The organism is Roseateles agri (assembly GCF_034043675.1).
Classification (GTDB): Bacteria; Pseudomonadota; Gammaproteobacteria; order Burkholderiales; family Burkholderiaceae_C; genus KK5.
In genome coordinates this window covers 789,512-814,910 of the sequence record NZ_JAXCLA010000002.1, presented here as the reverse complement: position 1 = coordinate 814,910, position 25,399 = coordinate 789,512, and the positions used below count along the sequence as shown (strand labels likewise).

Genomic DNA, 25,399 nt, shown 5'->3' with positions numbered 1-25,399 from the left:
TTCGATCAGGCGGCGGCCACGGCCGGTGCAGCATCAGGCACGAAGGTGTCCATGCCGGCCGAGATCAGTTCCGGCGAGATGTTCATGGCCCAGGCGGCGGCCACGGCGGCCAGCACGATGGCGGCATCGACCTCGGCCGCAGCGCCGCTGCCCGCGGCAGCGAAGCGCTTCAGCAGCGATTCGACGTTGGCGCCGGAGGTCTCCGACTGACCCTGCGCCAGCACGGCGGCACCGCCCTGCAGGAACACGGCGCGCCCGCCCTTGGCGCGGTGCTCATGGATGGCCGGCAGCGTGCCGTCCAGCGCGTAGAGCACCACTTCGCCATCGCTCAGCTCGGCCATCTCGACCAGCGCCGGAACGGCAGCATGCAGCACGGCCACGCCCTCGCTCAGCACGACGTCGATCTGCGTGCGCATCACCTTGTAGAGCTGCGCTTCGTCCTGCACGTCGTAGTGCGCGAGGCCGGGCAGGCCGCTCAGGCTGCCGTCCATGTCGGTGACGACGCCGACCTGGCAGCGGTCGTAGGCCAGGCCGTCCTTCAGGATCGAGGCGGCGCTGTTCTCTATGACGGTGGCATCGACGCCGCGGTTCATCAGCAGGCGGTGCGCGGCGTCCCAGTTCGCGCTGTCGCGGCTCTCGACGCGGCGCGTGCCCAGGAACAGGCCGACGCGGCAGGCGAGGCCGACGTGGCGGCCGTTCAGGTGCAGCAGCCAGGCCACCAGGCGCGAGACGGTGTGCGTGCCGCGCGAGCCGGCCACGCCGACGACCGGGATGCGGCCGTTGTCGTCGTCGGCGAACAGGTGGTCGATGATGGCCTGGCCCACCGGCTGGGGCGCGCCGGCGGCGGGCTTCAAGTGCATCAGCAGGCCCGGGCCGGCGTTGACCTCGACGATCGCGCCGCCCGTTTCGGACAGCGGCTTGGAGATGTCGGTCGTGACCAGGTCGACGCCGGCGATGTCCAGGCCGATCACGCGGGCGGCCAGCGAGACCGCGTGGGCGACCTCGGGGTGGATATCGGCCGTGCAGTCGTTGGAGACGTTGCCGTTGCGCTGGATCAGCACGCGGCGATCGGCCTCGGGCACGGCGTCGATGGCCAGGCCCTGGCGCTCCAGGTCGAGCAGGATCACCTCGTCCTCGGCCAGCGTCAGGCGGTTCAACGGGAATTCTTCGGTGGTGCCGCGGCGCGGATCGGTGTTGATCTGCGTGTCGACCAGCTGCTGCACGGTGGACTTGCCATCGCCGACGACCCGGGCTTCCTCGCCGCGGGCGGCCGCGACGACCTGGCCGCCGACGACCAGCAGGCGGTGTTCCAGGCCGGGGATGTAGCTCTCCACCAGCACCTCGGAGCCGTGCGCGTCGGCCACCTTGAAGGCGGCGATCACGTCTTCCTTCTTGCGCAGGTCCAGCGTCACGCCGCGGCCATGGTTGCCGTCGGACGGCTTGACGACGACCGGCAGGCCGATGTCTTCCGCGCAGTCCCAGGCGTGCTCGGCATTCTTCGCGACGGAGCCTTCGGGCACCGGCACGCCGACCGATTTCAGCAGCGACTTGGTCAGGTCCTTGTCGCGGGCGATGCCTTCGGCGATGGCGCTGGTGTTGTCGGTCTCGGCGGTCCAGATGCGGCGCTGGCGTGCGCCGTGGCCCAACTGCACCAGATTGCCGTCGTTCAGGCGGATGTGCGGAATGCGGCGGTCGGTGGCGGCAGCGACGATGGCCGCCGTCGACGGGCCCAGGTAGCAGTCGTCCAGCTTGTCGCGCACGCGGGTCACCGCGGCGGGCACGTCGAAGGCTTCGCTGTTGATCGTGGCCATCAGCAGCGCATGGCCCTCGGCCAGCGCCTGGCGGGCGACCTGCTCGTCGCGGGCACGGAAGACCATGCGGTAGACGCCGTGCTGGGAGGTCGAGCGGGTCTGGCCGAAGCCGGTGGGCATGCCCGACAGGTTCAGCAGCTCGATCACCACGTGCTCCAGCACATGGCCCATCCAGGTGCCTTCTTCCAGGCGCTGCAGGAAGCCGCCGCGCTCGCCGACGCCGCAGTGGTGCTCGATCAGCGCGGGCAGGGCGGTGGTCAGGCGGGCGGTGAAGCCGTCCAGCTTGTTGCTCGGGAAGTCTTCAAGCTCGCCGAGATCCAGCCAGACCTCCAAGACGGGACGGTAGGTCCACATATTGGGGCCGCGCAGATAGTTGATGCGCAGCAGCTTGATGTCTTCTTTTTTGCTCATGGATTGCAGGCAGGGGGAATGCAGGCAGGGCGCAATTGTGCGCTCAGATCAATGACGGCAATGGCCGGCGGAAGGGCGGGAATTCGCGGAATCGCCGGGTGCTTGAGGGGCGCTCGACGGGCTTGAGACAAAATCTACAACACGATGCAGCATCAACATTCCGCAGAAACAACAACCAAGTCCTTGGATCATCCGCAGTGGCCCGCCTTGCAAAGCCAGCTGCGTACCGGTGAGAACGTCGCGGCCTCGCTGGAGGTTGACCTGGACTCGCGGATGCACTTCGCCCGTGGCCTGCTGGTCCTCACCAACCAGCGTCTTTTGGCCTGGGATCCGGCCACGGGACCGTCCGGCACCTGGGCAGACTGGCCCCTGGCGCCCGACCTGCACCTGAAGATCCACGACCACGCCGGCGTCGGCTGCCTGGAACTGGTGGACAGCCGCCAACGCCTGGCGCAGTGGCGCTTCACGCTGCAGGTCAACCTGCAGGCGCAGCGCTTCCAGGAGGCCGTCGAGAAACGCGACGAGCCCCCCGCCGAAGACGCTGAAGATGTGAGTTATTGCCCGAGTTGCAAGGCCCCCTTGCCGCCGGACAGCGAGGAATGCCCCACCTGCGAGCGCGAACTGCACACGCCGCCGTCCACCTGGGTGCTGCTGCGCCTTTGGCGCTTCGCCCGGCCGTACCAGGGCAAGCTGCTGACGGGCTTCGCGCTGATGCTGGGCGCCATGGCCTCGACCCTGGTGGCGCCCTACCTGACCATGCCGCTGATGGACGAGGTGCTGATCCCCTTCCAGCAGGGCCACCAGATCGAGCCCGGCAAGGTCACGCTTTATATGGGCGGGCTGCTGGCCGCGGCGCTGGTGTCCTGGGTGCTGGGCTGGGGCAAGACCTACATCCTGGCGCTGGTATCAGAACGTATCGCGGCCGACCTGCGCACGGCCACCTTCGAGCATCTGCTGGGCCTCTCGCTGGAGTATTTCGGCAGCAAGCGCACCGGCGACCTGATGAGCCGCATCGGCTCCGAGACCGACCGGATCAGCGTCTTCCTGTCGCTGCACGCGCTGGACTTCATCACCGACGTGCTGATGCTCCTGATGACGGCGACGATCCTGTTCTCGATCAACCCCTGGCTGGCGCTGGCCACCCTAGTGCCGCTGCCCTTCATCGCCTGGATGATCCACCTGGTGCGCGACCGGCTGCGCACCGGCTTCGAGAAGATCGACCGCGTCTGGGGTGAGGTCACCTCGGTGCTGGCCGACACGATCCCCGGCATCCGTGTTGTCAAGGCCTTCGCCCAGGAGCGGCGCGAGGCCCAGCGCTTCCGCGCGGCCAACAAGCACAACCTGATGCTCAACGACAAGCTGAACAAGACCTGGAGCCTGTTCGGCCCGACGGTGACCATGCTCACCGACATCGGCCTGCTGGTGGTCTGGGCCTTCGGCATCTACCTCGTCGCGCACCAGAACATCACCGTCGGTACCCTGACCGCCTTCCTGGCCTACATCGGCCGCTTCTACGGCCGCATGGATTCGATGAGCCGCATCGTCTCGGTAACGCAGAAGGCCGCCGCCGGCGCCAAGCGCATCTTCGACATCCTCGACCACCGTTCCAACGTGCCCGAGCCGGTCAACCCGGTGCCGATGCCCAAGGTCGAGGGCGGCATCCAGATCGAGGAGATCGGTTTCCGCTACGGCAACCGTGCGGTGATCCGCGGCCTGAGCCTGGACATCAAGCCGGGCGAGATGATCGGCCTGGTGGGCCACAGCGGCTCCGGCAAGAGCACGCTGGTGAACCTGATCTGCCGTTTCTACGACGTGACCGAGGGCTCGATCAAGGTCGACGGCGTCGACCTGCGCCGCATCGGCGTGGCGGACTTCCGCCGCCACATCGGCCTGGTGCTGCAGGAGCCCTTCCTGTTCTTCGGCACCATCGCCGAGAACATCGCCTACGGCAAGCCCGACGCGACGCGCGACGAGATCGTCGCCGCCGCCCGTGCCGCGCATGCGCACGAGTTCATCCTGCGGCTGGCGCAGGGCTACGACTCGCTGGTCGGCGAGCGCGGCCAGGGCCTCTCCGGCGGCGAGCGCCAGCGCATCTCGATCGCCCGCGCGCTGCTGATCAACCCGCGCCTGCTGATCCTCGACGAGGCCACTTCGTCGGTGGACACCGAGACCGAGAAGGAAATCCAGAAGGCGCTGGACAACCTGGTCAAGGGCCGCACGACGATCGCCATCGCCCACCGCCTGTCAACGCTGCGCAAGGCCGACCGTCTGGTGGTGATGGACCGCGGCCGCGTCGTCGAGGTCGGGCCGCACGAGGAGTTGATGGCGCGCCAGGGCCACTACTGGCGGCTCTACGAAGCTCAGGCCCGGCGCGTCGATGCCGAGGACGAAATGCCCGATCCGCTACCCAACCCCAATGCGCACACGACGGTGCAGGCCTGAGCGATGAGTGCTAACTACCAAATCAAGCGCAATGCCTTCGGCAAGCTGGTGCTGACGGACGCGGCCGGCGTCGAGCACGTGGGCGTGAACCCGGTGCGGGCGCATCCGATCTCGGCGCCCGACGAAGGCGTCTCGCTGGTGGGCACCGACGGCCACGAGCTCGCCTGGATCGAGCGCCTCTCAGCGCTGCCGGCGGCCGAGCGCGAACTGCTGGAATCGGAGTTCGCCCAGCGCGAATTCGTGCCGACCCTGCTGCGCATCGCCAAGGTCTCGACCTTCTCGACGCCCAGCCAGTGGACCGTCGAGACCGAGCGCGGCGAAGCGCAGTTCATCCTGAAGTCCGAGGAGGACATCCGCCGCCTCGCGGAAGGACGCCTGCTGATCACCAGCAGCCACGGCATCCAGTTCCTGGTGCCGGACCGCTTCGCGTTGGACCGGGCGTCGAAGAAGATGCTGGAGCGCTTCCTCTACTGATCGCCGCGCCGCTCAGTGCCCGGCCTGAACCAGCCGGATGCCGTGGCCGGACTCCAGCTTGGCGATCAGCACCTCGTCGAAACCCGGCTCGCCGCGGTTCAGCTCGATCGCGCCGATGCTGTAGCGTTCGTCATTGGCAGGTGGCGCCTTTTGGACCAGAAACGGGCGGTTGTTCAGGTCGTCCAGCGACTTCTGCACGCGGGCACGCCGGGATTCGTCGGCCAGGTTGACGATGGAGAGCCGGCCAGCTTCGATGGCAATCGTGCCCAGGGGCTGGGTGCTGTCGTCGGCATTGACCTGCAGGGCTTCGTAGATGGTGGCGGACATGGCTTTCTTCTCCTGAATCTGGGGGGCTTGGGGTGTGGTCGGTGCCCCGGCCTGGCACGCCAGCGCAAGGGCGCCGAGCGTGCCGACGAGGGCGGCTTTTCCGATCATCACGTGGTCTCACGGTCCTGCTTGGCCTGGCGCAGCGCGGCCAGCAGCTTGGGTGCCTCGGTATCGCCGGCGCCCCAGGCGTGCATTTCCTCGGGCTGGCCCTTGTAGGCGGGCCCATCCTCGGAACCCTTCACGTAGGCGTCCATGTGGTGGCTGACGGCGAAGGTCTTCGCCTGCAGGTAGAGCGGATCGCTTTCCGGGATTTCTCCGTTGAAGAAGCGCTTCACCAGTTGATCCTGGTAGTTGTGCGTGTTCTCGTGCAGCACCGTGTTGATCATCTCCTGCGGATCCGAGAGGTAGCGGTTGTTCAAGGAGATGATGCCGGAGGTGGTGTTGAAACCGCCAAAGTCGCCCGCGTCGCCGTCGTACCAGCGGATGACCGGCACCGGGATGTTGTAGACCTTGGACTGGGCCTTCAGGATCTTCTCCAGCACGGCCTGCTGCTGGGCGACCGAGACCACGGGCTTGCCATCCTTGACGGCATTCCAGTCCTCGACGGTGTCCTGGATCTCGGTGTCGGCCGCCAGTTCTTCGCTGTACGCCTTGCGTTTCTTCGCGTCTTCCTTCTCGAAGTTCTCGTCCAGCTTCATGGCCTGGTAGAGCGCGATCTGGATCAGCCGGCCCTCGGCGTCTACCGGTTCACTTGAGCCGTGCAGGTCGGCCAGGATGTCGGTCTGGTCCTTCAATGGCAGCTTCTTCAGTTCCAGCACCAGCGCCGCCTTCTCCTGATCGCTCAGCGTGGACAGCTTCTTGCCGCCGGCCAGATCCTCGACCTTCTTGGCCGCCAGCAGCGCCTTGGGCTTGGCGGTCTTGTCCGATTCCGTCAGCGCCAGTTTCACGGCGGCAATCTGGCCCTGCAGCGTCTTGAAGTCCTTTTCGCAGCCGGCGTAGTCGCCCTGGTAGAGCTTGCGCATCATGTCCTTGTAGCCGAACAGCGCATCCTTGATGGCGCCGGACGGGGGCGCGTCGTTGGCCAGCTTCTGCAGGTAGGCGAAGTCGGGGCCACCGGTGACCAGCACGGCGGTGATGCAGTGGTCGTACTTGGCTCGCAGGTCGGATGCGGCCTTCGCGCTGTCCTTCACGCCTTGCAGCAAGGCTTGCGCGCCGAGGTAGTCGCCCTTCAGCAGCAAGGGCGCCAGTGCGTCGTGCTTCTGCTGGAAAGTGGCCTTGGCCGTCTCCAGCGGGAGCATGTCCTCGGTGGACAGGTTCATCGCCTCGTCGATGCCTGCCTGTATCTTGGCCAACTCGGACTTGTAGCTCTTGTACTGGGTCTCCAGCGTGACGGCGGACTTGGCCGCCGTACCCACGCCGGTGACCGCGCCAAGCGCACCGTCGTAGTCGCCCGTCTGCGCCAGTTGCAGCATGGCCAGGCGCTTCTGGTCGAAGGATTGCTTGGCCTGGGTCAGTGCGGCCTGGCCGTCGGGAACGATCAGGCGAGCAGCGTCGATGTCGCCCTGGATGCCCGCCAGCGCGAGCTTGTAGGGCCGGTACTTGGCTTCGAGCGCGACCAGGGCGAGAGCGGCCTCGCCAGCCCCTTGGACGGCACCGAGCGCGCCGTCGAAATCGCCCTCGGTGGCCAGCTTCTGCATCGCCTCGCGCTTGGTGCGGGCCTGCTTCTGGGCCGCGACCAGGGCGACCTGGCCATCGGGTGCGATCTGTTCCGCCGCATCGAGATCGCCCTGGATGCCGGTCAGCGCCAGCTTGTAGCGCTGGTACTTGGCCTCGAGGGCGACGAAGGCGCGGGCGGCTTCGCCGACGCCGGGGACCAGGGCACTGGCACCGGCGTGGTCACCGGCGAGCGCGCGTTGCTGCATGGCCTGGCGGCGCTGCTCGAGCAACTGGCGGGCGGTCTCCAGCGCCGGCTGCCCGTCGGTGGCGAGCAGTCCGGCGGCGTCCAGCTCGCCCTGGATGCCGGCCAAGTCCTGCTCGTACTTCACCTGGACCTTGAGGGTCTCGGCCTCCTTGACCAGTTCGGCCATGGCCAGCGAGGCGGCTGCGAAGTCGCCCTTGTTCTTGTGCTCCAGCACGGCCGGCAGGCGTCGGATCAGCGACTGCATGGCCGGGACCTCCTTCGGGATCTCGGTGGCCAGCGTCTTGAAGCGGGCCTCATGGCCGAGGTAGTCCTCGTAGGCGGCGGTGATCTTCTTGTTCTTCTTTTTCGACAACAGGCCGCGTCCGAGGAATCGGGCCACGAAGGCCTTTTGCTGTTCGTTCACGATGAGCGCTCCTTGCGCAGGCAGGAAGGTGAAGACGGAAGGCGTTGCAGGACGAGGGTGTATCCGCTCACAGCTGGGCGTGCAGCTGGCCCAGCGTGCGTTGCAGCTCGGCGCGGATGTTCGTCGGCACGAAGCCGTTGGCGTCGATCTCCTGGATCAGCGGATCGCTGTCCACGAAGGCCTGGTACTCCCGGGCGATGCCGGCGGCCTCGGCATTGAGCCGGTCGCGCTCGGCGCCTTCGGCATTGAGCGCCTCGTCGAGCTTGTCGATCAGGCGGGTGTCGAGCGTGTCGAGCATCGCGTAGAGGCTCTTGACGCTGGTGGCCACACCGGTCTCGTCGTACTCGTCCTCGGCGGATTCGTCGGCGTTGTGCTTGCGCACGGCTTCCAGCACCGACGCCTCCAGTTTCTGCAACTGCGCCTGCACGTTCTTGCGCAGGCTGTCCCAGGCGAGGCGGCTGGCCTGCATCTGGACCAGCGATCTGGGCGTGGACGGAGACTTCAGCAGCGCCTCGGCCTCGTCGAGCTGCGCGTTCGCGGCATCGAACTGCTTCTTCTGCGCCAGTGCGCCGGCCTCGGCCAGCTTGAGCTTGAGCGCGGGCGCCGCGGCCAGGCCCTTGGCCGTGGCCTCCTTGAACGCGGCGATCGGCGTGGCCAGGCGCTTGTTGAAGTGCCCCTGCTCGTCTGGCGCGGTCTCCTCGCCTTCGTGTTCAGCCCCGGGTTCGTCGCCGTCATCGTCGATGTCCGCCGGATCCTCGCCGCGCACGCGAACCTTGAAGCGCAGGTTGGTCTGCTCCAGCAGGGCGGCCTTGATCTTCTTGGCCATGCCGGCAGCCTGGGTCGCCAGTACGAAGGTGTGAGCGTTCTGCTCGAACAGGCAGTGGCCAGCGATGAACTTGACGCCGCCGGTGACGCCCAGGTAGTCCGTCAGCAGCTTGCGGCGGGACGGCGCGATGCTGCGCTTGGCAACGAGCACGGCGACCTTGGCGCCGGTGGAGGCCAGTACGACCGGGAACTCGCCGCCCTTGGCGACCTGGCGCAGCAGCGGGACCATCTGCGTGGTCAGGGCAGCCGGTGAGTCTTCTTCCTCGGCTGTGGCCTCGGCCTTCTTCGCCTCGAACTGGCTGAGCTTGCGCTGCTTGTCCAGGTCCTTGTCGAGGCTGCCCAGCCAGGTCTGCAATTCCTTGTTGCTCTTGTCGGCCTTGCGCAGGATGTCGGCCTGTTTCTCGATCTCGGCGAGCGCTTCGAGCTGTTGCGCGGGTGCCTTGGCGCTTTCCAGCGCCGCGAAAGCCTTGATGAGGGCAGCGTCCTTCAGGCCCTTGCCCTTGGCGAACTTCTTCCACTCCAGCTCACTCAGGTACTTGTCGGTCATGGTGTCCTCTTGCGGGGCGTTGATGCACGGTGAGTCGGGCGAAATTGTGGGGCCGGTTGATGTCGCTCGTACCTGGGACATCCGCGCAGAGTCGAGCTCGCGAGGGTATCGATCTCTACCGATCGACCCGCAGCGCCGGCTCCAGCAGCGGGGCCGTGGCGGCGGCGAGTTCGCGGCAGCGTTCGTCCTCGCCCGATCGCTTCTCCCATTCGGGCCGGCTACGCGCGGGCTGGATCGCCTGGACGGCCCGATTCAAGGCGGCGTCGTGGGCCGTGTCGGCGTCCTGCACCAGCGTCTCCAGCGCCGCGTGGCCGCGCAGCTCCAGCGAGCGGGCCAGGCCCGTCAGCTGGGCCGCGGCGAGGAACAGCAGCGGGTTGCCCAAGGTCAGCTCGCGCACGCCCTTGAGCTGGTTGGCGATCTTGGTGCCGATTTGGCGCCAGCCCTGCGAGGCCAAGCTGCCCAGCGCGCCGCCCAGGGCCGCGCCGGCCCCCAGCGACAGGCCGCCGACGGCGAGATCCGCGACGACGCCCAGCGAGGCGCCGATCGCCGCGCCCAGGCCCAGGCGGCGGCCGGCCGCCAGCAAGGCCTCGGGGTGGAAGAGGTCGCGGTCCCAGCGGCCGTCCTGCCAGGGCAGCTGCTTCAGCAGCAGGTCTTCGTAGCGGAAGCCGTGGATGTCCAGCAGGGCATCGGCGGCGTCACGCACGCGCGTCAGCGCCAGCTGCTGCAGCTCCCGCTCGGCGGCGGCCGGGTCGGCGCCTTCGGGCAGTTCGCGGCGCAGCGCGGCCAGGCGCACGAGGGTCTCGGCGATCAGGCGGGCATCGGCCTCGCGGCGCTGGCCGCGCTCCTGTTCGAGGAAGGCGCCCACCGCTTGCAACTGCGCGCGGCGGGCCGGCAGCAAGGTGGCCAAGTCCTGGTAGAGCTGCTGCTCGGCGCCGACGAAGGGGGCGACGGCGTCGAAGCGCGTCTGCGCATGCAGGCCGGCGGCGGCTAGGGCCTCGTGCCAGGCGTCGGCGCGGCTGGCCGGATCGCGCACGAAGTTCAGCACCGGCATCAACGGCCGCGCGCAGCCGTTCAGGATCTCGATCTCGGCGCGGTGCTTGGGCAGCACCGGCTCGCGGCTGTCGATCACGTAGAAGGCGGCGTCGGCATCCAGCATCTGGCGCAGCACCTTGGCCTCCTGCTCGAAGGCGGCGCGGGCCTCGGGGCCGGCCAGGAAGGCGCGCACGCGCGAGGGCCGGTCGTCGCCGGTGACGGCGTGCTGCAGGTGGTGCCACAGCGCGACCGAGTCCTCCAGGCCCGGCGTGTCGAGGAAGCGGAGGTCGCCAGCCTCGCCGGCGCGCAGCTCGATCGCCTCGACATGGCGCGTGGTGCCAGGGCGCGCCGACACCTCGCCGAAATCGCGGCGGCGCGTCAGCGTGCGCAGCAGCGAGGTCTTGCCGGCGTTCGTGTGGCCGACGACGGCGATCTTCATCGGCGTCATGGCGCGGTAGCTCCTACCGCTTCCAGCCAGGCCTGGGCGCTGGCGGTGTCGTCGTGGATGGCGATGCTCGCCAAGCCGGAGGCGGCGAGCCAAGTGCGCCAGCGCTGCGCGTCGGCGGCAGGGCCGAGCGGCAGCAGCGCCGTCTCGCCGGCCAGCGCGGCGGCTTCGCGCAGGAAGCGGGCGGTGCCGCGGTCGGGCGTGGAGGGGGCGTGGCAGGCGATCAGCAGTCGCCGCGGCGGTGCGGCGGCCAGCGATTGCAGGAAGCTCTCGCGCTCGGCCTGGCTGCCGGCGATGGCCGGGCCCGGCCAGTCGAGCTCGGGCGGCAGTTCGAAGCCGATCGAGCGCACACCCTCGGCGGGCGAGGAGGCCGCGTACGGCACGGTCTGTGTTTCGGTGTGCGGCCGTTCCTCGTCCAGCACCTGCACGGGTGCCAGTGCCGCGATCCGCGCCAGCAGTCGGCGCGCATAGGGCGTGGCCAGGTCCGGCGGCAAGCGGCGCATGCCCTTGCGCCAGGCCAGCACGCAGCAGGCCGCGCTGAGCAGGCGCAGGCCGAGGCCGTAGACGAGCACCGAGCCGATCAGCCACCAGGCCCAGGCGCGCGGGTCGGCACCGTTCATTCCGGCCGTTTGCAGGGCGTGAGCGTCAGGCACCGGGAAGCCCAGCAACGCCGGCAGCCAGCCGCTGGCGTGGACAAAGCCGGCGAGGGTGTCCGGCGCCAGGATCGTCGTCTCCCAACCCAGCGTGTAGGCGCGCAAGGCGAAGCCCGCCAGCAGGCCGATCAGCAGCACCGTGAAGGAGAGCGACCAAGCCAGGTGGCTGATACCGCCGAACACCCAGGGCGCGAGGCGGGCGCGCACCAGCACATCGCTGGTGGCACGGGCAAGCTGCAACGCATGCGGGCCGCGGTCCAGCGGCAGGCGCGCCGTCAGCCGCAGCGCCAGCCGCCCCAGCAGGGCGCCGCCGCCGCTGTTGCCGCCCCAGCGGACGAACAGGCTGCAGAACCACAGCAGCCAGCTCAGCGCGTGCAGGCCCAGCAGCGAGAAGAGGGCGGCTACTGCGTTGATCTGCCGGCCGCCGCCGAGCAGGCCCTGCGCCAGCAGCCAGGACGCGGCGGCCACGGCCAGCGCCAGGCCTAGCAGCACCCAGCCATCCAGGCGTTGCCAGCGTGTCCATTCGCGGTCCAGCCCGAGCCGCTGGCCGAGCAGCCGGGCGCGTTCCAGCAGGCGGCCGCGGTCGTCGGGATGGGTGGCAATGGCCTGGCGCAGCGCGGCCGTGTCGTCCAGCGGGCCGTCTTCCTCGATCAGTTCCACGGCGCGCCAGGTGGCGGCCGCGGCCAGGGGCGAGGGAGAGGGCGGCGGTGCGGTCATGGGTGCAGTCTGCCATCGGCTTACCGTGATTTCGGGTCGCCCCGCTTGAATTGACGTTTACGTAAACGTAAACTGCGCGACCGCATTCCAGGAGACATCGAATGACCAGCACCCTGCCCGGCCTCAATTTCCAGCTCGGCGAGGACATCGACGCACTGCGCGACGCCGTCCACGCCTTTGCCCAGGCCGAGATCGCGCCGCGCGCCGCGCAGATTGACCACGACGACCAGTTCCCGATGGACCTGTGGCGCAAGATGGGCGAACTGGGCATCCTGGGCGTGACGGTGTCCGAGGAATACGGCGGTGCCGACATGGGCTACCTCGCGCACATGGTGGCGATGGAGGAGGTCAGCCGGGCCTCGGCCTCGGTCGGCCTCAGCTACGGTGCCCACTCCAACCTGTGCGTCAACCAGATCAACCGCAACGGCAATGCCGCGCAGAAGGCCAAGTACCTGCCCAAGCTGATCAGCGGCGAGCACGTCGGCGCGCTGGCGATGAGCGAGCCCGGCGCCGGGTCCGACGTCATCAGCATGAAGCTGCGCGCGGAAGACAAGGGCGGCTACTACGTCCTCAGCGGCAACAAGATGTGGATCACCAACGGTCCCGACGCCGACACCCTGGTCGTCTACGCCAAGACCGAGCCCGAGCTGGGCGCGCGCGGCGTCACGGCCTTCCTGATCGAGAAGGGCATGAAGGGTTTCAGCATCGCGCAGAAGCTCGACAAGCTGGGCATGCGCGGCTCGCACACCGGCGAGCTGGTGTTCCAGAACGTCGAGGTGCCGGCCGAGAACGTGCTGGGCACGGTGAACGCCGGCGCCAAGGTGCTGATGAGCGGCCTCGACTACGAGCGCGCCGTGCTGACCGGCGGCCCGCTGGGCATCATGCAGAGCGTGATGGACAACGTCGTGCCCTACATCCACGACCGCAAGCAGTTCGGCCAGAGCATCGGCGAGTTCCAGCTGATCCAGGGCAAGGTGGCGGACATGTACACCGTGCTGCAGGCCGGCCGCAGCTTCGCCTACACGGTGGCCAAGAACCTCGACATGCTGGGCAGCGAGCACGTGCGCCAGGTCCGCAAGGACTGCGCCTCGGTGATCCTGTGGACGGCCGAGAAGGCCACCTGGATGGCCGGCGAGGGCGTGCAGATCTTCGGCGGCAACGGCTACATCAACGAGTACCCGCTGGGCCGCCTGTGGCGCGACGCGAAGCTGTACGAGATCGGCGCCGGCACCTCGGAGATCCGCCGCATGCTGATCGGCCGCGAGCTGTTCGCCGAGACCATGTAATCAAAGGGTTGTTGCGCCGCAGCGAGAATGAGCCCATGAGTACTGACCTGACCGAACTGCTTGATTCGAACAAGCAATGGGCCGCGGCCACCGAGGCGCGGGAACCGGGCTTCTTCTCGAAGCTGCTGAACCAGCAGACGCCACAGTATCTGTGGATCGGCTGCGCCGACAGCCGCGTGCCGGCGAACGATCTGGTGAACCTGCTGCCGGGCGAGCTGTTCGTCCACCGCAACGTCGCCAACGTCGTCGTCCACTCGGACCTGAACTGCCTCTCGGTGATGCAGTTCGCGGTGGATGCGCTGAAGGTGCAGCACATCATCATCGTCGGCCACTCGGGCTGCGGCGGCGTCAAGGCGGCGCTGCTGGACCAGCGCGTCGGCGTTGCCGACAACTGGATCCGCCACGTGCAGGACGTGCGCAACCATCATCAGGAATGGCTGGACAGCCTGCGCGAGGACCAGCGCTGGGGCGCGCTGTGCGAGCTGAACGTGCTGGAGCAGGCCCGCAACGCCTGCCAGACGACCGTGGTGCAGGACGCCTGGGCGCGCGGCCAGTCGGTCGTCGTGCACGGCTGGGTCTACGGCCTGCACAACGGCCTGCTGGAGGACCTGCAGATGACCGTGGGCACCCACGACGACGTGGTGCCCGCATTCCACAAGGCGTTGGCCGCTGTGAAGAAGCGCTACGCCTGACATCGATTCAAGAGACTTACCCGTAGGAGCAAGCACCATGGCTACCGATTCCATCGTCATCGTTTCCGCCGCACGCACGCCGATCGGCGGCCTGCTCGGCGATTTCTCCTCGCTCGCCGCCTGGGAGCTGGGCGCCGTTGCGATCAAGGCCGCGGTCGAGCGCGCCGGGATCCCAGGCGATTCGATCGAGGAAGCCTTCATCGGCAACTGCCTGATGGCCGGCCAGGGCCAGGCCCCGGCGCGCCAGGCCGTGCTGAAGGCCGGCCTGCCGCAGTCGGTCGGCGCGGTGACCCTGTCCAAGATGTGCGGCGCCGGCATGCGCGCCACGATGTTCGCCCACGACACGCTGAAGGCCGAAAGCGCCGACATCCTGATCGCCGGCGGCATGGAAAGCATGACCAATGCGCCGCACCTGATGTTCGCCCGCAAGGGCGTCAAGTACGGCGCCGCGCAGATGTACGACCACATGGCGCTGGACGGCCTGGAAGACGCCTACGAGCGCGGCAAGGCCATGGGCGTGTTCGCCGAGCAGTGCGTGGGCAAGTACAGCTTCACGCGTGAAGCGCAGGACGCCTTCGCTGTTTCGTCCACCGAGCGCGCGATCCGCGCCAACACCGACGGCAGCTTCGCCTGGGAAATCGCCCCGGTGACGGTCGCCGGCCGCGGCGGCGACACGGTGATCGGCAAGGACGAGCAGCCCTTCAAGGCCAAGCTCGACAAGATCCCCGGCCTGAAGCCCGCCTTCAAGAAGGACGGCACGATCACCGCCGCCACGTCCTCGTCGATCAGCGACGGCGCCGCCGCGCTGGTGCTGATGCGCGAATCCACCGCCGCCAAGCTGGGCCTGGCCCCGGTCGCCCGCATCGTCGGCACCGCCGTTCACGCCAATGCCCCCGAGTGGTTCACCACCGCCCCGGTCGGCGCCATCGACAAGCTGCTGAAGAAGAACGGCTGGGACGCCAAGAGCGTCGACCTGTGGGAAGTCAACGAAGCCTTCGCCGCCGTCACGATGGCCGCGATGGCCGAGTTCAAGCTGCCCCACGAGATCGTCAACGTCAACGGCGGCGCCTGCGCCCTGGGCCACCCGATCGGCGCCTCCGGCGCGCGCATCGTCGTCACGCTGCTCGGCGCGCTGAAGCACCGCGGCCTGAAGCGCGGCGTGGCGGCGCTGTGCATCGGCGGTGGCGAGGCGACGGCGGTGGGCGTGGAGCTGATCTGAGTCGGACGGGTCTTGATAAGATGCTTGAATTGATTCAATTCGGCATCAATCTAGATGCCGATCTGTAGCGAGGCTGCGATGCGAACCACGGTGACGATCGACGACGAGCTCTACGCCAAGGCGCTCGAGATGGCGGATCCCGACTTGGACAAGTCCGAGATTTTTCGTGAGGCCATCAAGACCTTCGTTCGAGTCCAAGCCGCCAAGCGGCTCGCGGCCTTGGGCGGCACGATGCCGGACATGCAGGACGTGCCGCGCCGAAGCTCAGGGACAGCGCGCTCGCGATGAGCGTATTGGTCGATACCTCGGTCTGGGTGGATCATTTCCGCAAGCGCAATGCCGCGCTGGTGGACTTGATCCAGCAGGATCAGGCCTTGACCCATCCGATGGTCATCGTCGAGTTGGCCTGCGGAACGCCGCCAGCGCCGCGCGCCCAGACCCTGGGCGATATCGGCCTCTTGCGCGCTGCCCGTCAGGCGACCCTCGGCGAGGTTCAGGAGTTCGTTGAGCGAGAGCGGCTTTATGGCCTGGGTTGCGGCCTGGTGGACGTGGCCCTGCTGGCCTCCACGCTGATGACACCCGGCGCCAAACTCTGGACCTTGGACAAGCGCCTCGCCGGCCTGGCCCAAGGCTTCGGCGTGGCACATCCGTAGACAAGGAAATCACCCATGACCCAAATCCTCATCATCGGCGCCTCCCGCGGCATCGGCCTGGAACTGGTTCGCCAGTACCGCGCCGACGGCGCCCAGGTCGTCGCCACCGCGCGCAGCGACGAGGGCCTGGCCGCGCTGCGCGAGCTGGGCGCCACGGCGCTGAAGCTCGACGTCGCGGACACGGCCAGCGCCTCCGGCCTGGCCTGGCAGATCGACGGCCGCCAGTTCGACACGGTGTTCATCGTCGCCGGCGTCTACGGTCCGCGTCACACCGGCCTGCAGAGCCCCACGGCCAGCGAATTCGACGACGTGATGCACACCAACGTGCTCGGCCCGATGCGCGTGCTGCCGCAGCTGCCCGACTACCTCGCGCCGGGCGCGAAGCTGGCGATCATCTCCTCGCGCATGGGTTCGATCGGCGAGCGCACGTCTGCTGCCGGCTGGCTCTACCGCGCCTCGAAGGCCGCCGCCAACTCGGTACTGAAGGACGCTTCTCTGCTGCTGGCCGGCAAGGCCACCTGCCTGAGCTTCCATCCGGGCTGGGTGCGCACCGACATGGGCGGCAGCGGCGCCGACATCGACGTGGCGGACAGCGTGTCCGGCATGCGTCGTGCGCTGGCCGCCGCCGAGCCGGAAGACAACGGCTCCTTCCGCAACTACGACGGCCAGCCGATCTCCTGGTAATGAATGGCCTGGTAACGAGACCACAAGCATGATCCTCAGCGAAGACCACCGCGCCGTGCAGGACGCCGTGCGCGCCTACGTGCAGGCCGAGATCGCGCCCAAGGCGGCCGAGTGGGACAAGTCCCACCACTTCCCGGCCAGCGAGTTGCAGGGCCTGGCCGAGCTCGGCTGCTACGGCGTCGCCGTGCCCACCGAGTACGACGGCGCGGGGCTGGACTACCTGGCGCTGTCCATCATCCTGGAGGAGATCGGCGCGGGCGACGGCGCGACTTCCACGGTGGTCAGCGTCAACAACTGCCCGGTCTGCTCGATCCTGATGGGCTTCGGCAACGAGGACCAGAAGCAGCGCTTCCTGAAGCCGCTGGCCCGCGGCGACATGCTCGGCGCCTTCTGCCTGACCGAGCCGCACGTCGGCTCCGAGGCCGGCGGCCTGCGGACCATGGCCGTGCGGGACGGCGACGACTACGTGCTGAACGGCGTCAAGCAGTTCATCACCAGCGGCAAGAACGGCGACGTGGCCATCGTGATGGCCGTCACCGACAAGGCCGCCGGCAAGAAGGGCATCAGCGCCTTCCTCGTCCCGACCGACACGCCCGGCTACACGGTGGCGCGCATCGAGGACAAGATGGGCCAGCACGCCAGCGACACCGCGCAGATCCTGTTCGAGAACTGCCGCGTGCCCTCCGCCAACCTGCTGGGCCAGGAAGGCCAGGGCCTGAAGATCGCGCTGTCGGGCCTGGAGGGCGGCCGCATCGGCATCGCCTCGCAGGCGGTGGGCATGGCGCGCGCGGCCTTCGAGGCGGCGCTGAAGTACAGCAAGGAACGCGTAACCTTCGGCCAGCCGATCTTCGAGCACCAGGTGATCGGCCACAAGCTGGCCGAGATGGCCACCCAGATCGAGGCCGCGCGCCAGCTGATCTGGCATGCCGCCGCGCTGAAGGACGCCGGTCTGCCCTGCCTGAAGGAGGCCGCGATGGCCAAGCTCTTCGCCACCGAGATGGCCGAGCGCGTCTGCTCCGCGGCGATCCAGGTGCACGGCGGCTACGGCTACGTCAGCGATTTCCCGGTCGAGCGGATCTATCGCGACGTTCGCGTCTGCCAGATCTACGAAGGCACGTCCGAGGTGCAGAAGATCCTGATCGGCCGCGCGCTCGTCTGAGCGCGGCCCCGGCCGCTCAGAGCCGGATCAGGTTGCCCTGGCCGGAGTAGCCGAAGGTCGGCGTCTGCTGCGGCTCCTCGCACTTGCGCTTGCTGCAGATCTGGCGCGAGTACTGCACGACATCCGGGCCGACCTTGGCGCGCAGGATCTCCTCGACCGGCTGCTTGCCCTTCGACGCGCGCAGCGCATTGGTGAAGCGCGAGGTGAACACGCCGTCGTAGGACACCTCCTTGCTCGACGAGGCGGTGACCACGGCGAAGTGCTTCTGGTCACGCACCGCCTGCGAGACGCGCACGGCATCGGGCCCGGCCACATTGGCCTGCGCCTGCACCTTGCCCGCGCCGACCTCCACCGTCACCAGGTTGCGCACCGCATTGCCCGAGTGGCAGGTGTCGATCACCCACAGCACCTGTTGGCAGGGCAGGGCCATGCACAGGGCCTGCAGCTGCCAGAAGTCCAGCAGCGCCGGCGTCTTCCAGTTGAAGTCGGAGAGGATCGGCATCCCGTAGCCGGACGGCGAGAACTCCAGGCTGCCGCCCGCGCCGTGGCCGGACAGGAACACGCCGACCATATCGTTGGGCCCGACCTTGGCGACGAGCTGCTTGAGCGCCAGCGTGATGTCGCTGGTCGTCGCCTTCTCGTTCTTCAGCACCAGGATGTTGGAGCGCGGCGTGCCGGCGTCCAGCATCATCTGCTCGTACTGCTGCAGGTCGTTCGCCACCCCGGGCAGGTCCGAGCATTCGGAGCCCGTGCGTTGGCGCACCGGAGCGTAGTCCACCACGCCGATGATCAGCGCCCAGCGCTGCGTCGGCGCCTCCAGCGCGGGCAGGGCCCCGCCCGCCACGGCGACCGGGGCGGCGGGCGCGGGGGCCTGTGTGGATGTCGGCGCGGGTGCCTGCGCCGGGGTTGGGGCAGGAGCTGCCACCGGCGGCGGCGGGCTCGGCGCCAGGATCGTGCTGGTCGGCAGCGCGGCGCTGCCGGACACCAGCTGCGGCGGCGCCAGCATCTCCTGCAACTGCTCGGCCGTCAGGCTGCGCAGCTTGCCGGTCGCCTGGGCGACGAACTCCTTTGCAGCCTTCTTAGCGGCCAAGTCCAGCGCGCGGCGCTCGCCGAACTCCCGCTGGCCCTCCTGCAGTTGCGTGAACATCTGGCCGCGGCCCTCGGCGGCGACCAGGATGTTGCGGCCGACGAACACGCGCGCCTGCAGCCGCACTTCGGCGATGCCGGCCTCCTGGCCCGGCACCGGGCGCAGGTTGCGGTAGGCCTGGAAGACGACCGAGAAGCCGGCGTCCGATGCGAAGGTGACGATCACGCCGGGCCCGGCGTCCATCACCTTGTAGGTCTCGGCGGTCGGCTGGACCACGCGCAGGCCCTGCTGCAGGAACTCGTCCTCCAGCGCCAAGGTCGCGCTCTGCACCACCGGGTCGAGCCGCGGCGGCGCGCTGTCCTGCTCGCGGCGATACAGCACGGTGACCACGTCGGTGCGCGGGCGGCCGCCCTGCGCGAAGGCGATGCGCTGCAGCACGGCCTGCAGACCCAGCGCGCCGGCCCCGGCCAGTGCACGGCGGCGCGAAGGATTGTTCGGTGCGTTCTTCATCGTCGTCATACTGCTTCAGTCCAGCCGTGCATTGCCCATCGAGACGTCGCTGAGGATCGCGTAGTCCCCCACCTCCAGCTTCAGCGAGGAATGCTTGCGGATCAGCTCGCACTGGCTCGTGTTGCTGCCGACGCCGTCGCAGCGCACGACCGCCAGCGGCACGGTGCTGACGATCTCTTCCTTGCCGGCGATCGGCTGCGTGCGCACGCGGAACAGCACCAGCTCGTCGCGGCCCTGGAAGCCCTGGCGGATGCCGCCCAGCAGGCCGACGCTGTCGGCATCGATCGAGACGACCTTGCCGAGCGGCCGGAAGATCTCGCCCACGCGGATCGCCGCTTCCTTGAACGCCCGGTGCAGCGCGTTCTTGTAGTCTGCCGCCAGGCTTTGCTGCACGGCGGGGCTGTTCGGATCGTCCTTCGGGCCCAGCACCGTGCGGTCACCGCTGGAGAGGCCGCTCTGGCCTTCGACCGCGATCGCGCGGTCCTGCAGCAGCTCGCCGGTGTAGAGATCCTTGATCTGCAGCGACAGCTTCACGCGGCTCACCGCGACGCGGCGGCCGCCCTCGGTCGGCTCCAGCTTCTGGTAGGCATCGGTGACCAGCGCGGTGATCTGGAAGCTCGACTGCTCGGCCGTCACCGTGTTGTCCATCGACAGCACGTCGAAGCGCCGCGAGGCGAGGATCGTGTCCATCAGCACGCGGTTCATCTGGCGCGGCGTCAGGTCGAGGCTGCGCGCCACCGCGGGCGAGAACATCAGCTTGTCTTTGCCCGGATCGCCGATGTATTCCATCTGCACGTAGAGCTTGGTGCGCTGCGCGCTGTCGATCGTGCGCAGGCCGCCCAGGTAGACGCCCGAGGGCATGCGGATCGCGCCCTGGGTCTGCTGGACCTTCTCCGGCGCATGCGGGTTCAGCACCGGTTTGTCGGTGGCGCAGGAGGCGAGCAGCGCGGCCAGGCAGAGCGTCGCGGTCAGTCGAAGTGTGTCGTTATGGGTCATGGCGGCCTTCTTGCGGATGGGCGGTCAGCGGCGCGGGGCCGAGGCGGGAGCGGCGGGCGGCTTGGGGGTCGACTGTGTGGGCGACTTCGCCGGGCTGGTTGCCACCGGTGCCTTGCAGCCCTCCACCTGCGCCTCATAGGCATAGATCGACTGCATCGAGGGCACGGCGCGGATCCAGACCCTGTCCACCTGCAGCGCGGCGTGCGAGGCAGCACCCTCGCGGTTGGCGAAGATCAGGCGCAGCAGGTGGTCGTTGTTCCACTGCGCATAGCCGTCGCCGAGGCTGCGCTGCAGCTCCGCCAGCGCGCCGGTCCGGTCGGAGGTAAGGCGGCGCTGGTCGCCGCTCAGCAGCGCCGCGGCGAGATCCTTCTCGCGCTCGGCCGGCGCCTCGAAGGCGGCGGCGAAGCTGTAGCCGTTCAGCTCCGGCTGCTGCAGGTAGTTGCGCATCAGCTCGTCGCGCCGCGCCGCCGGCACGGCGGCATCGACGAGCCGGCCGGCCATGCCCTTGTCGCACAGGTAGACGCGGTAGATCAGGCCCACCGAACCGTCGCGGACCAGCGCGTTGCGGAACTCGCGGCTGGCCGTCGGCACCGTGTCCAGCGATTCGAAGACCTGCTTGGCCGTGCCCAGCTCGCGCACCTTGCCTTCCTCGTCCCAGCGGTACAGCGAGGGATTGAAGGCCTTGCCGAGATCGGCGAACAGGCCGTTGGTGCTGAGGTCCCAGGCGGTCTGCATCGTCGTCTTCAGCTGCACGCCGAAGTCCAGCACCAGCGGCGCGGTGACCAGCAGCTCCTCCGGCTGGCGGCCCTTGTAGATCTTCAGCACGTCGCGGCCGAAGTTGCGCGCCAGCACGCTGAAGGCGACGCCGCCCAGCATCGTGCGCACGTAGGCGGTGGTGCGCTTGCTGGCCCGCTCGGCGGTGTTGCGGTAGTCCTGCCAGGCGGCCGGATCCTTCTGGCGCAGGTAGCGCAGCGCCAGATTCTGCGCCTCCATGTCGGTGGCGAACTGCTGGATCGTCAGCGCATTGCGGCGCGCGCGCAGCCAGGCCATGTCCTCGGCGCCGATGTCGCCGGCGCGGCCGCTGCCGCCCTGCTGCAGGAACTCGTAGAGCAACTGCGCGGCGGTCTCGCGGCGCTCGATCATCCTGGCGTAGTCGGCCTCGACGCCGGCGAAGTCCTCGCGCGCCTTGGCCAGCTGCTGGTTGCTGACCCGGATCGCCACCAGCATCGCCGCCATCGAGACGATGCGGCGCTTCTGCTGGATCGTCAGCCCGCCTGGCTGCGGCAGCTCCACCGCTTCCGTGCGCAGCAGCGTCGAGGATTCGATTCCGCTCAGGTAACTCGTTAGCCCCTCGGTGCCGCCGCTGCTCAGCGTGCGGTTCAGCAACTGCTCCAGCAGGTCCAGGCCGGCATCGGCGGCGGCCTGCTTCAGCGCGGCCACAGCCGTGTCCTGGCGCGGCGCCGGGTAGCTGCCCGGCGGACCCAGCAGCTCTCGCTTGTAGCCGCCGCGGGCGCTCGCGCCGGTGCGGATCTGCACCAGATCCGGCAGCAGGTCCTTGCCGCTGACCACGTGCTTCTGGAACAGCTGCGCGATGCGCACATCGCCGGTGCCGACGATGGGGACTTCGGTGGCCTGCAGCGGCGTCTTGGCGGTGATCTTGTCGAAGGCGCCGCTGACGGCCTTGACGCCGCTTTGCAGCATGTCGGCGCCGGCACTGACGACGCCGGGCGACTGCTGTGCCGGCGCGGCGGCCGTGCCGGTGTTGGTGCTGCTGCTGCTGGGGCCTTGTGCGCAGCCGCCGGCCAGCAGGGCCACGATGCCCGCGGCCACTCGAGTCTTGTAATGCATGTCCACTTCTTTCTACGTTGTGAAGCAATGTAGAACAGGCACCTCGCGCGCGGGTTGCGGGTGGACCCGGGGATGGCGAGTCTTTCAATCGCCTTGTGGATCGGGATAACACCACTCGCAGTTCGCAGTTCGCAGTTCGCACGGCGCGCAGCCGTCACGAAGGCTCGGCTAAGCTAGCGCACCCATGCATCCCGGCAGCCCCTCCCTTCCGCCCCTCGAGGCCCAGAACCAGGCCCTGCGCCAGCAGCTCGACGCCTTGCTGCGCGAAGCCCGCAGCAACGAAGACAAGATGCGCCGCTTCGACCAGCTGGAGCACCGGCTGGTCGGCGCGCGCTCGATCGTCGAGCTGCTGCGCCTGCTGCTGATCGAGTACCGCCTCGCCTTCGGCATCGAGCAGGTCAGCCTGACCCTGGTCGATCGCGAGCTGGAGGTGACGCGGATGCTGGACGCCGACCTGCGAGTCGACGCCACCCTGCAGGGCCTGACCCTGGCGCAATCGCCGGCCGCGCTGCAGGCGCTGTACGGCACGCGCCTGCATCCCTGGCTGGGCGCCTACGACGCACCGGCACATGCCGCGCTGTTCGGCGGCAGCAGCGCCATCGGCTCGGTGGCCTTGCTGCCGCTGGTGCGCCACGGCGTGCTGATCGGCAGCCTGCACTTCGGCAGCGCCAGCGCCGAGCGCTACGACGCTGATTCGGGCACGCATTTCCTGGAGCGGCTCTGCGCGATCGCGGCCGTCTGCCTGGAGAGCGCGCTGAACCAGGAGCGGCTCAAGCTCGCCGGCCTGACCGACGGCCTCACCGGCGTGCACAACCGCCGCTACTTCGAGCACCGCTGCCAGGTCGAGATCGCGCAGGCGCGGCGCTATGGCCACGCGCTGGCCTGCATGTTCCTGGACATCGACGGCTTCAAGCGCATCAACGACACGCACGGCCACCAGAGCGGCGACGAGGTGCTGCGCGGCGTCGGCCAGCTGATCCACGGCCAGCTGCGCGCCGGCGACACGATCGCCCGCTACGGCGGCGAGGAGTTCGTCGCGCTGCTGCCGCAGACCTCGCTGCAACACGCCGGCGAGATCGCCGAGCGCATCCGCGCTGCCATCGCCGCGGCACCGCTGCCCAGCGGCGGCGGCCAGACGCTCCGGGTGACCATCTCGATCGGCCTGGCGATGCTGCCGCACGACCTCGCCGGCAAGGACCTGGCGCGCCTCGCCGAAGCGCTGGTCGCTACGGCGGACAAGGCGCTCTACCAGGCCAAGAACGGCGGCCGCAACCGGGTCGAGGTCGCGGCCTGAACGTTCACGGCCGCGCCAGCGCTTCCACCGGATCGAGTCGCGCGGCGTTGCGCGCCGGCAGGTAGCCGAAGATGACGCCGATCAAGGTCGACACCGCGAAGGCGCCGACGATGCTGAACAGCGACAGGCTCATCTGGAACTTGTCGCCCGCCAGCTGGTTGAAGACCAGGCAGCCGCCCAGCGCGAGGCTCACGCCGAGCCCGCCGCCGATCAGGCAGACCAGCACTGCCTCGATCAGGAACTGCCGCAGGATGTCGCTCTGCCGAGCGCCGACGGCCATGCGCACGCCGATCTCGCCGGTGCGCTCGGTCACCGAGACCAGCATGATGTTCATCACGCCGATGCCACCCACCAGCAGCGAGATCAGCGCGATCGAGGAGATCAGCAAGGTGATCGTCGCCGTCGTCTGCTCGATCGTCTGGCGGATGCTGTCGGTGTTCATCAGGAAGAAGTCTTCCTTGCCGTGGCGCTGCGTCAGCAGCTTGCGCACGCCGGCCTCGGCCACCGCGCTCTCCACCGCATCGCTGACCCGCACGGTGACGCTCTGCAGGTAGTCCTGGCCGTTGACGCGGTTCATCGCCGTCGTGTACGGGATCCAGATGTTGATCGAGTCGTCGTTGCCGAAGGCGCTGCTCTTCTTCGCCGTCACGCCGATGATGCGCACCGGCAGCGTGCCCAGCAGGATCACCTCGCCCAGCGCATGCTCGGCCGGCTCGCCGTTGGGGAACAGCGTCTTCAGCGCGTTGTCGTCGATCACCGCTTCCTGCGCGCGCAGGCGCACGCCCTCGGTGTCGAAGCCCTGGCCGGCGGCGAAGCTGTAGCCGCGCACGCGGAAGAACTGCTCGCCCACGCCGCTGACGCCGGCCGTCACGTCGAGGCTGCGCCAGCGCAGGCCGGCGCTGACGGAGACCGTCGGCGTCACGCTGTCCACGTAGTCGAGCTGGGCCAGCGCATCGGCATCGCCGGCGCGCAGGGTGCGCACGGCGGCGGCGCGGCGGTCGCCGAAGCCGCTGCCGGGCATCACGTTGATCGTGTTGGTGCCCATCGCGCTGATGTCCGACAGGATCTTCTGGCGCGAGCCCTGGCCCAGCGCGACGACCGAGACCACCGAGGCGATGCCGATGATGATGCCCAGCATCGTCAGCAGCGTGCGCAGCCGGTGGCTGACCATCGCGCGCCAGGCCATCCGCGTCGCTTCGCCGATGCGCGCGGCCAGCGCGGCGATGGCGCGGCCCGCGCGCGGCGGCGAGGGCTTCTGCAGCCGTGCCGGCACGGGCGCGTCGGGCTTGCGGCGGTCGGCCACGATGCAGCCGTCGCTGATCTCGATCACGCGCTGCGCGTGCGCGGCCACCTGCGCGTCGTGCGTGACGAGGATGATCGTGTGGCCATCCGCATGCAGCTCCTCGAGGATCTTCATCACCTCGCGGCCGCTGGCCTGGTCGAGCGCGCCGGTCGGCTCGTCGGCCAGGATGACGTCGCCGCCGTTCATCAGCGCCCGCGCGATCGAGACGCGCTGCTGCTGGCCGCCTGAGAGCTGGCCGGGCCGGTGGTGCGTGCGCTCGGCCAGGCCCAGCCGGTCGAGCAGCCGGTGCGCGCGTTCGTGCCGCGCATCGGCGGCGGCGCCGGCGTAGATGGCGGGGATCTCGACGTTGCCGACGGCGTCCAGGTCGCCGAGCAGCTGGTAGCGCTGGAAGATGAAGCCGAAGTGCTCGCGGCGCAGGCGCGCCAGCGCGTCGGGCTCCATCGCCCCGGTCTCCTGGCCGGCGACGCGGTAGCTGCCGCGGGTCGGCCGGTCCAGGCAGCCGAGGATGTTCATCAGCGTGGACTTGCCGGAGCCGGACGGCCCCATGATCGCGACCATCTCGCCGGCCTCGATCGCCAGGTCGACGTCGCGCAGCACGGCGACCACGCCCTCGCCGGCGGGGAACTCGCGGACCAGGCCGCGGATTTCGAGCAATGCCAT

At 68.9% G+C, this 25,399-nt stretch carries 20 protein-coding genes; 10 read left to right on the top strand and 10 right to left on the bottom strand.

The features are described 5' to 3' along the window. Window positions 1-5: 5 nt before the first annotated feature. The gene (locus SNE35_RS07835) at window positions 6-2,222 is read right to left on the bottom strand and encodes a cyanophycin synthetase (protein WP_320422301.1); all 2,217 of its coding nucleotides are present in this window, start codon (window positions 2,220-2,222) and stop codon (window positions 6-8) included. 144 nt (window positions 2,223-2,366) lie between these two features. On the opposite strand from SNE35_RS07835, the gene SNE35_RS07830 reads away from it, so the two are divergent. Together SNE35_RS07830 and SNE35_RS07825 are read left to right on the top strand one after the other, a co-directional pair. Then, window positions 2,367-4,664 carry a cyanophycin metabolism-associated ABC transporter gene (locus tag SNE35_RS07830; protein WP_320422300.1) on the top strand — a complete coding sequence of 766 codons (2,298 nt, stop codon included), beginning with the start codon at window positions 2,367-2,369 and terminating at the stop codon, window positions 4,662-4,664. A 3-nt stretch (window positions 4,665-4,667) separates the two neighbouring features. Beyond that, the gene (locus SNE35_RS07825) at window positions 4,668-5,138 is read left to right on the top strand and encodes a cyanophycin metabolism-associated DUF1854 family protein (protein WP_320422299.1); all 471 of its coding nucleotides are present in this window, start codon (window positions 4,668-4,670) and stop codon (window positions 5,136-5,138) included. Window positions 5,139-5,150: 12 nt separating this feature from the next. Here SNE35_RS07825 and SNE35_RS07820 read toward each other — a convergent pair whose 3' ends face one another. The 5 genes from SNE35_RS07820 to SNE35_RS07800 all read right to left on the bottom strand — a co-directional run bounded on the left by SNE35_RS07820 (window position 5,151) and on the right by SNE35_RS07800 (window position 12,008). Next, complete coding sequence (locus tag SNE35_RS07820) at window positions 5,151-5,465, bottom strand: hypothetical protein (RefSeq protein ID WP_320422298.1); 315 nt, start codon at window positions 5,463-5,465, stop codon at window positions 5,151-5,153. Between the two features lie 107 nt (window positions 5,466-5,572). Continuing rightward, window positions 5,573-7,789: a hypothetical protein gene (locus tag SNE35_RS07815; RefSeq protein ID WP_320422297.1), complete on the bottom strand. Its 2,217-nt coding sequence runs from the start codon at window positions 7,787-7,789 to the stop codon at window positions 5,573-5,575. A 67-nt stretch (window positions 7,790-7,856) separates the two neighbouring features. Then, the gene (locus tag SNE35_RS07810) at window positions 7,857-9,161 is read right to left on the bottom strand and encodes a hypothetical protein (RefSeq protein WP_320422296.1); all 1,305 of its coding nucleotides are present in this window, start codon (window positions 9,159-9,161) and stop codon (window positions 7,857-7,859) included. A gap of 115 nt (window positions 9,162-9,276) precedes the next feature. Beyond that, on the bottom strand, window positions 9,277-10,641 hold the full coding sequence (locus tag SNE35_RS07805; RefSeq protein WP_320422295.1) for a GTPase/DUF3482 domain-containing protein: 1,365 nt from the start codon (window positions 10,639-10,641) through the stop codon (window positions 9,277-9,279). Further along, window positions 10,638-12,008: a DUF2868 domain-containing protein gene (locus SNE35_RS07800; RefSeq protein WP_320422294.1), complete on the bottom strand. Its 1,371-nt coding sequence runs from the start codon at window positions 12,006-12,008 to the stop codon at window positions 10,638-10,640. The genes SNE35_RS07805 and SNE35_RS07800 overlap by 4 nt, the downstream gene beginning before the upstream one ends. A 101-nt stretch (window positions 12,009-12,109) precedes the next feature. On the opposite strand from SNE35_RS07800, the gene SNE35_RS07795 reads away from it, so the two are divergent. From SNE35_RS07795 to SNE35_RS07765, 7 genes are all read left to right on the top strand, one after another. Then, window positions 12,110-13,294, top strand: coding sequence for an isovaleryl-CoA dehydrogenase (locus SNE35_RS07795; RefSeq protein WP_320422293.1), 1,185 nt, complete (start codon window positions 12,110-12,112; stop codon window positions 13,292-13,294). 35 nt (window positions 13,295-13,329) lie between these two features. Beyond that, window positions 13,330-13,986: a carbonate dehydratase gene (gene can / locus SNE35_RS07790; RefSeq protein WP_320422292.1), complete on the top strand. Its 657-nt coding sequence runs from the start codon at window positions 13,330-13,332 to the stop codon at window positions 13,984-13,986. 37 nt (window positions 13,987-14,023) lie between these two features. Next, complete coding sequence (locus tag SNE35_RS07785) at window positions 14,024-15,205, top strand: acetyl-CoA C-acyltransferase (RefSeq protein ID WP_320422291.1); 1,182 nt, start codon at window positions 14,024-14,026, stop codon at window positions 15,203-15,205. A gap of 78 nt (window positions 15,206-15,283) precedes the next feature. Beyond that, window positions 15,284-15,493 (top strand): type II toxin-antitoxin system VapB family antitoxin, encoded by a 210-nt coding sequence (locus SNE35_RS07780; protein ID WP_320422290.1) that lies wholly within the window; start codon window positions 15,284-15,286, stop codon window positions 15,491-15,493. After that, window positions 15,490-15,858 (top strand): type II toxin-antitoxin system VapC family toxin, encoded by a 369-nt coding sequence (locus tag SNE35_RS07775; RefSeq protein ID WP_320422289.1) that lies wholly within the window; start codon window positions 15,490-15,492, stop codon window positions 15,856-15,858. Before SNE35_RS07780 ends, SNE35_RS07775 begins: the two co-directional genes overlap by 4 nt. 15 nt (window positions 15,859-15,873) lie before the next feature. Further along, window positions 15,874-16,542, top strand: a complete 669-nt coding sequence (locus tag SNE35_RS07770; protein WP_320422288.1) for an SDR family oxidoreductase — start codon at window positions 15,874-15,876, stop codon at window positions 16,540-16,542. Window positions 16,543-16,570: 28 nt separating this feature from the next. Next, complete coding sequence (locus tag SNE35_RS07765) at window positions 16,571-17,701, top strand: acyl-CoA dehydrogenase family protein (RefSeq protein WP_320422287.1); 1,131 nt, start codon at window positions 16,571-16,573, stop codon at window positions 17,699-17,701. Between the two features lie 16 nt (window positions 17,702-17,717). Here the strand turns inward: SNE35_RS07765 and SNE35_RS07760 are convergent, their stop codons facing one another. Genes SNE35_RS07760 through SNE35_RS07750 form a run of 3 tightly spaced genes read right to left on the bottom strand, consistent with a single transcriptional unit; the run spans window position 17,718 to window position 22,142 of the window. Next, window positions 17,718-19,307: a caspase family protein gene (locus SNE35_RS07760; protein ID WP_320422286.1), complete on the bottom strand. Its 1,590-nt coding sequence runs from the start codon at window positions 19,305-19,307 to the stop codon at window positions 17,718-17,720. Window positions 19,308-19,313: 6 nt separating this feature from the next. Then, the gene (locus tag SNE35_RS07755; protein ID WP_320422285.1) at window positions 19,314-20,294 is read right to left on the bottom strand and encodes a hypothetical protein; all 981 of its coding nucleotides are present in this window, start codon (window positions 20,292-20,294) and stop codon (window positions 19,314-19,316) included. A gap of 24 nt (window positions 20,295-20,318) precedes the next feature. After that, window positions 20,319-22,142: a hypothetical protein gene (locus SNE35_RS07750; protein ID WP_320422284.1), complete on the bottom strand. Its 1,824-nt coding sequence runs from the start codon at window positions 22,140-22,142 to the stop codon at window positions 20,319-20,321. A 184-nt stretch (window positions 22,143-22,326) separates the two neighbouring features. On the opposite strand from SNE35_RS07750, the gene SNE35_RS07745 reads away from it, so the two are divergent. Next, complete coding sequence (locus SNE35_RS07745; protein ID WP_320422283.1) at window positions 22,327-23,436, top strand: GGDEF domain-containing protein; 1,110 nt, start codon at window positions 22,327-22,329, stop codon at window positions 23,434-23,436. 4 nt (window positions 23,437-23,440) lie between these two features. Here the strand turns inward: SNE35_RS07745 and SNE35_RS07740 are convergent, their stop codons facing one another. Next, window positions 23,441-25,399, bottom strand: a complete 1,959-nt coding sequence (locus SNE35_RS07740; RefSeq protein ID WP_320422282.1) for a MacB family efflux pump subunit — start codon at window positions 25,397-25,399, stop codon at window positions 23,441-23,443.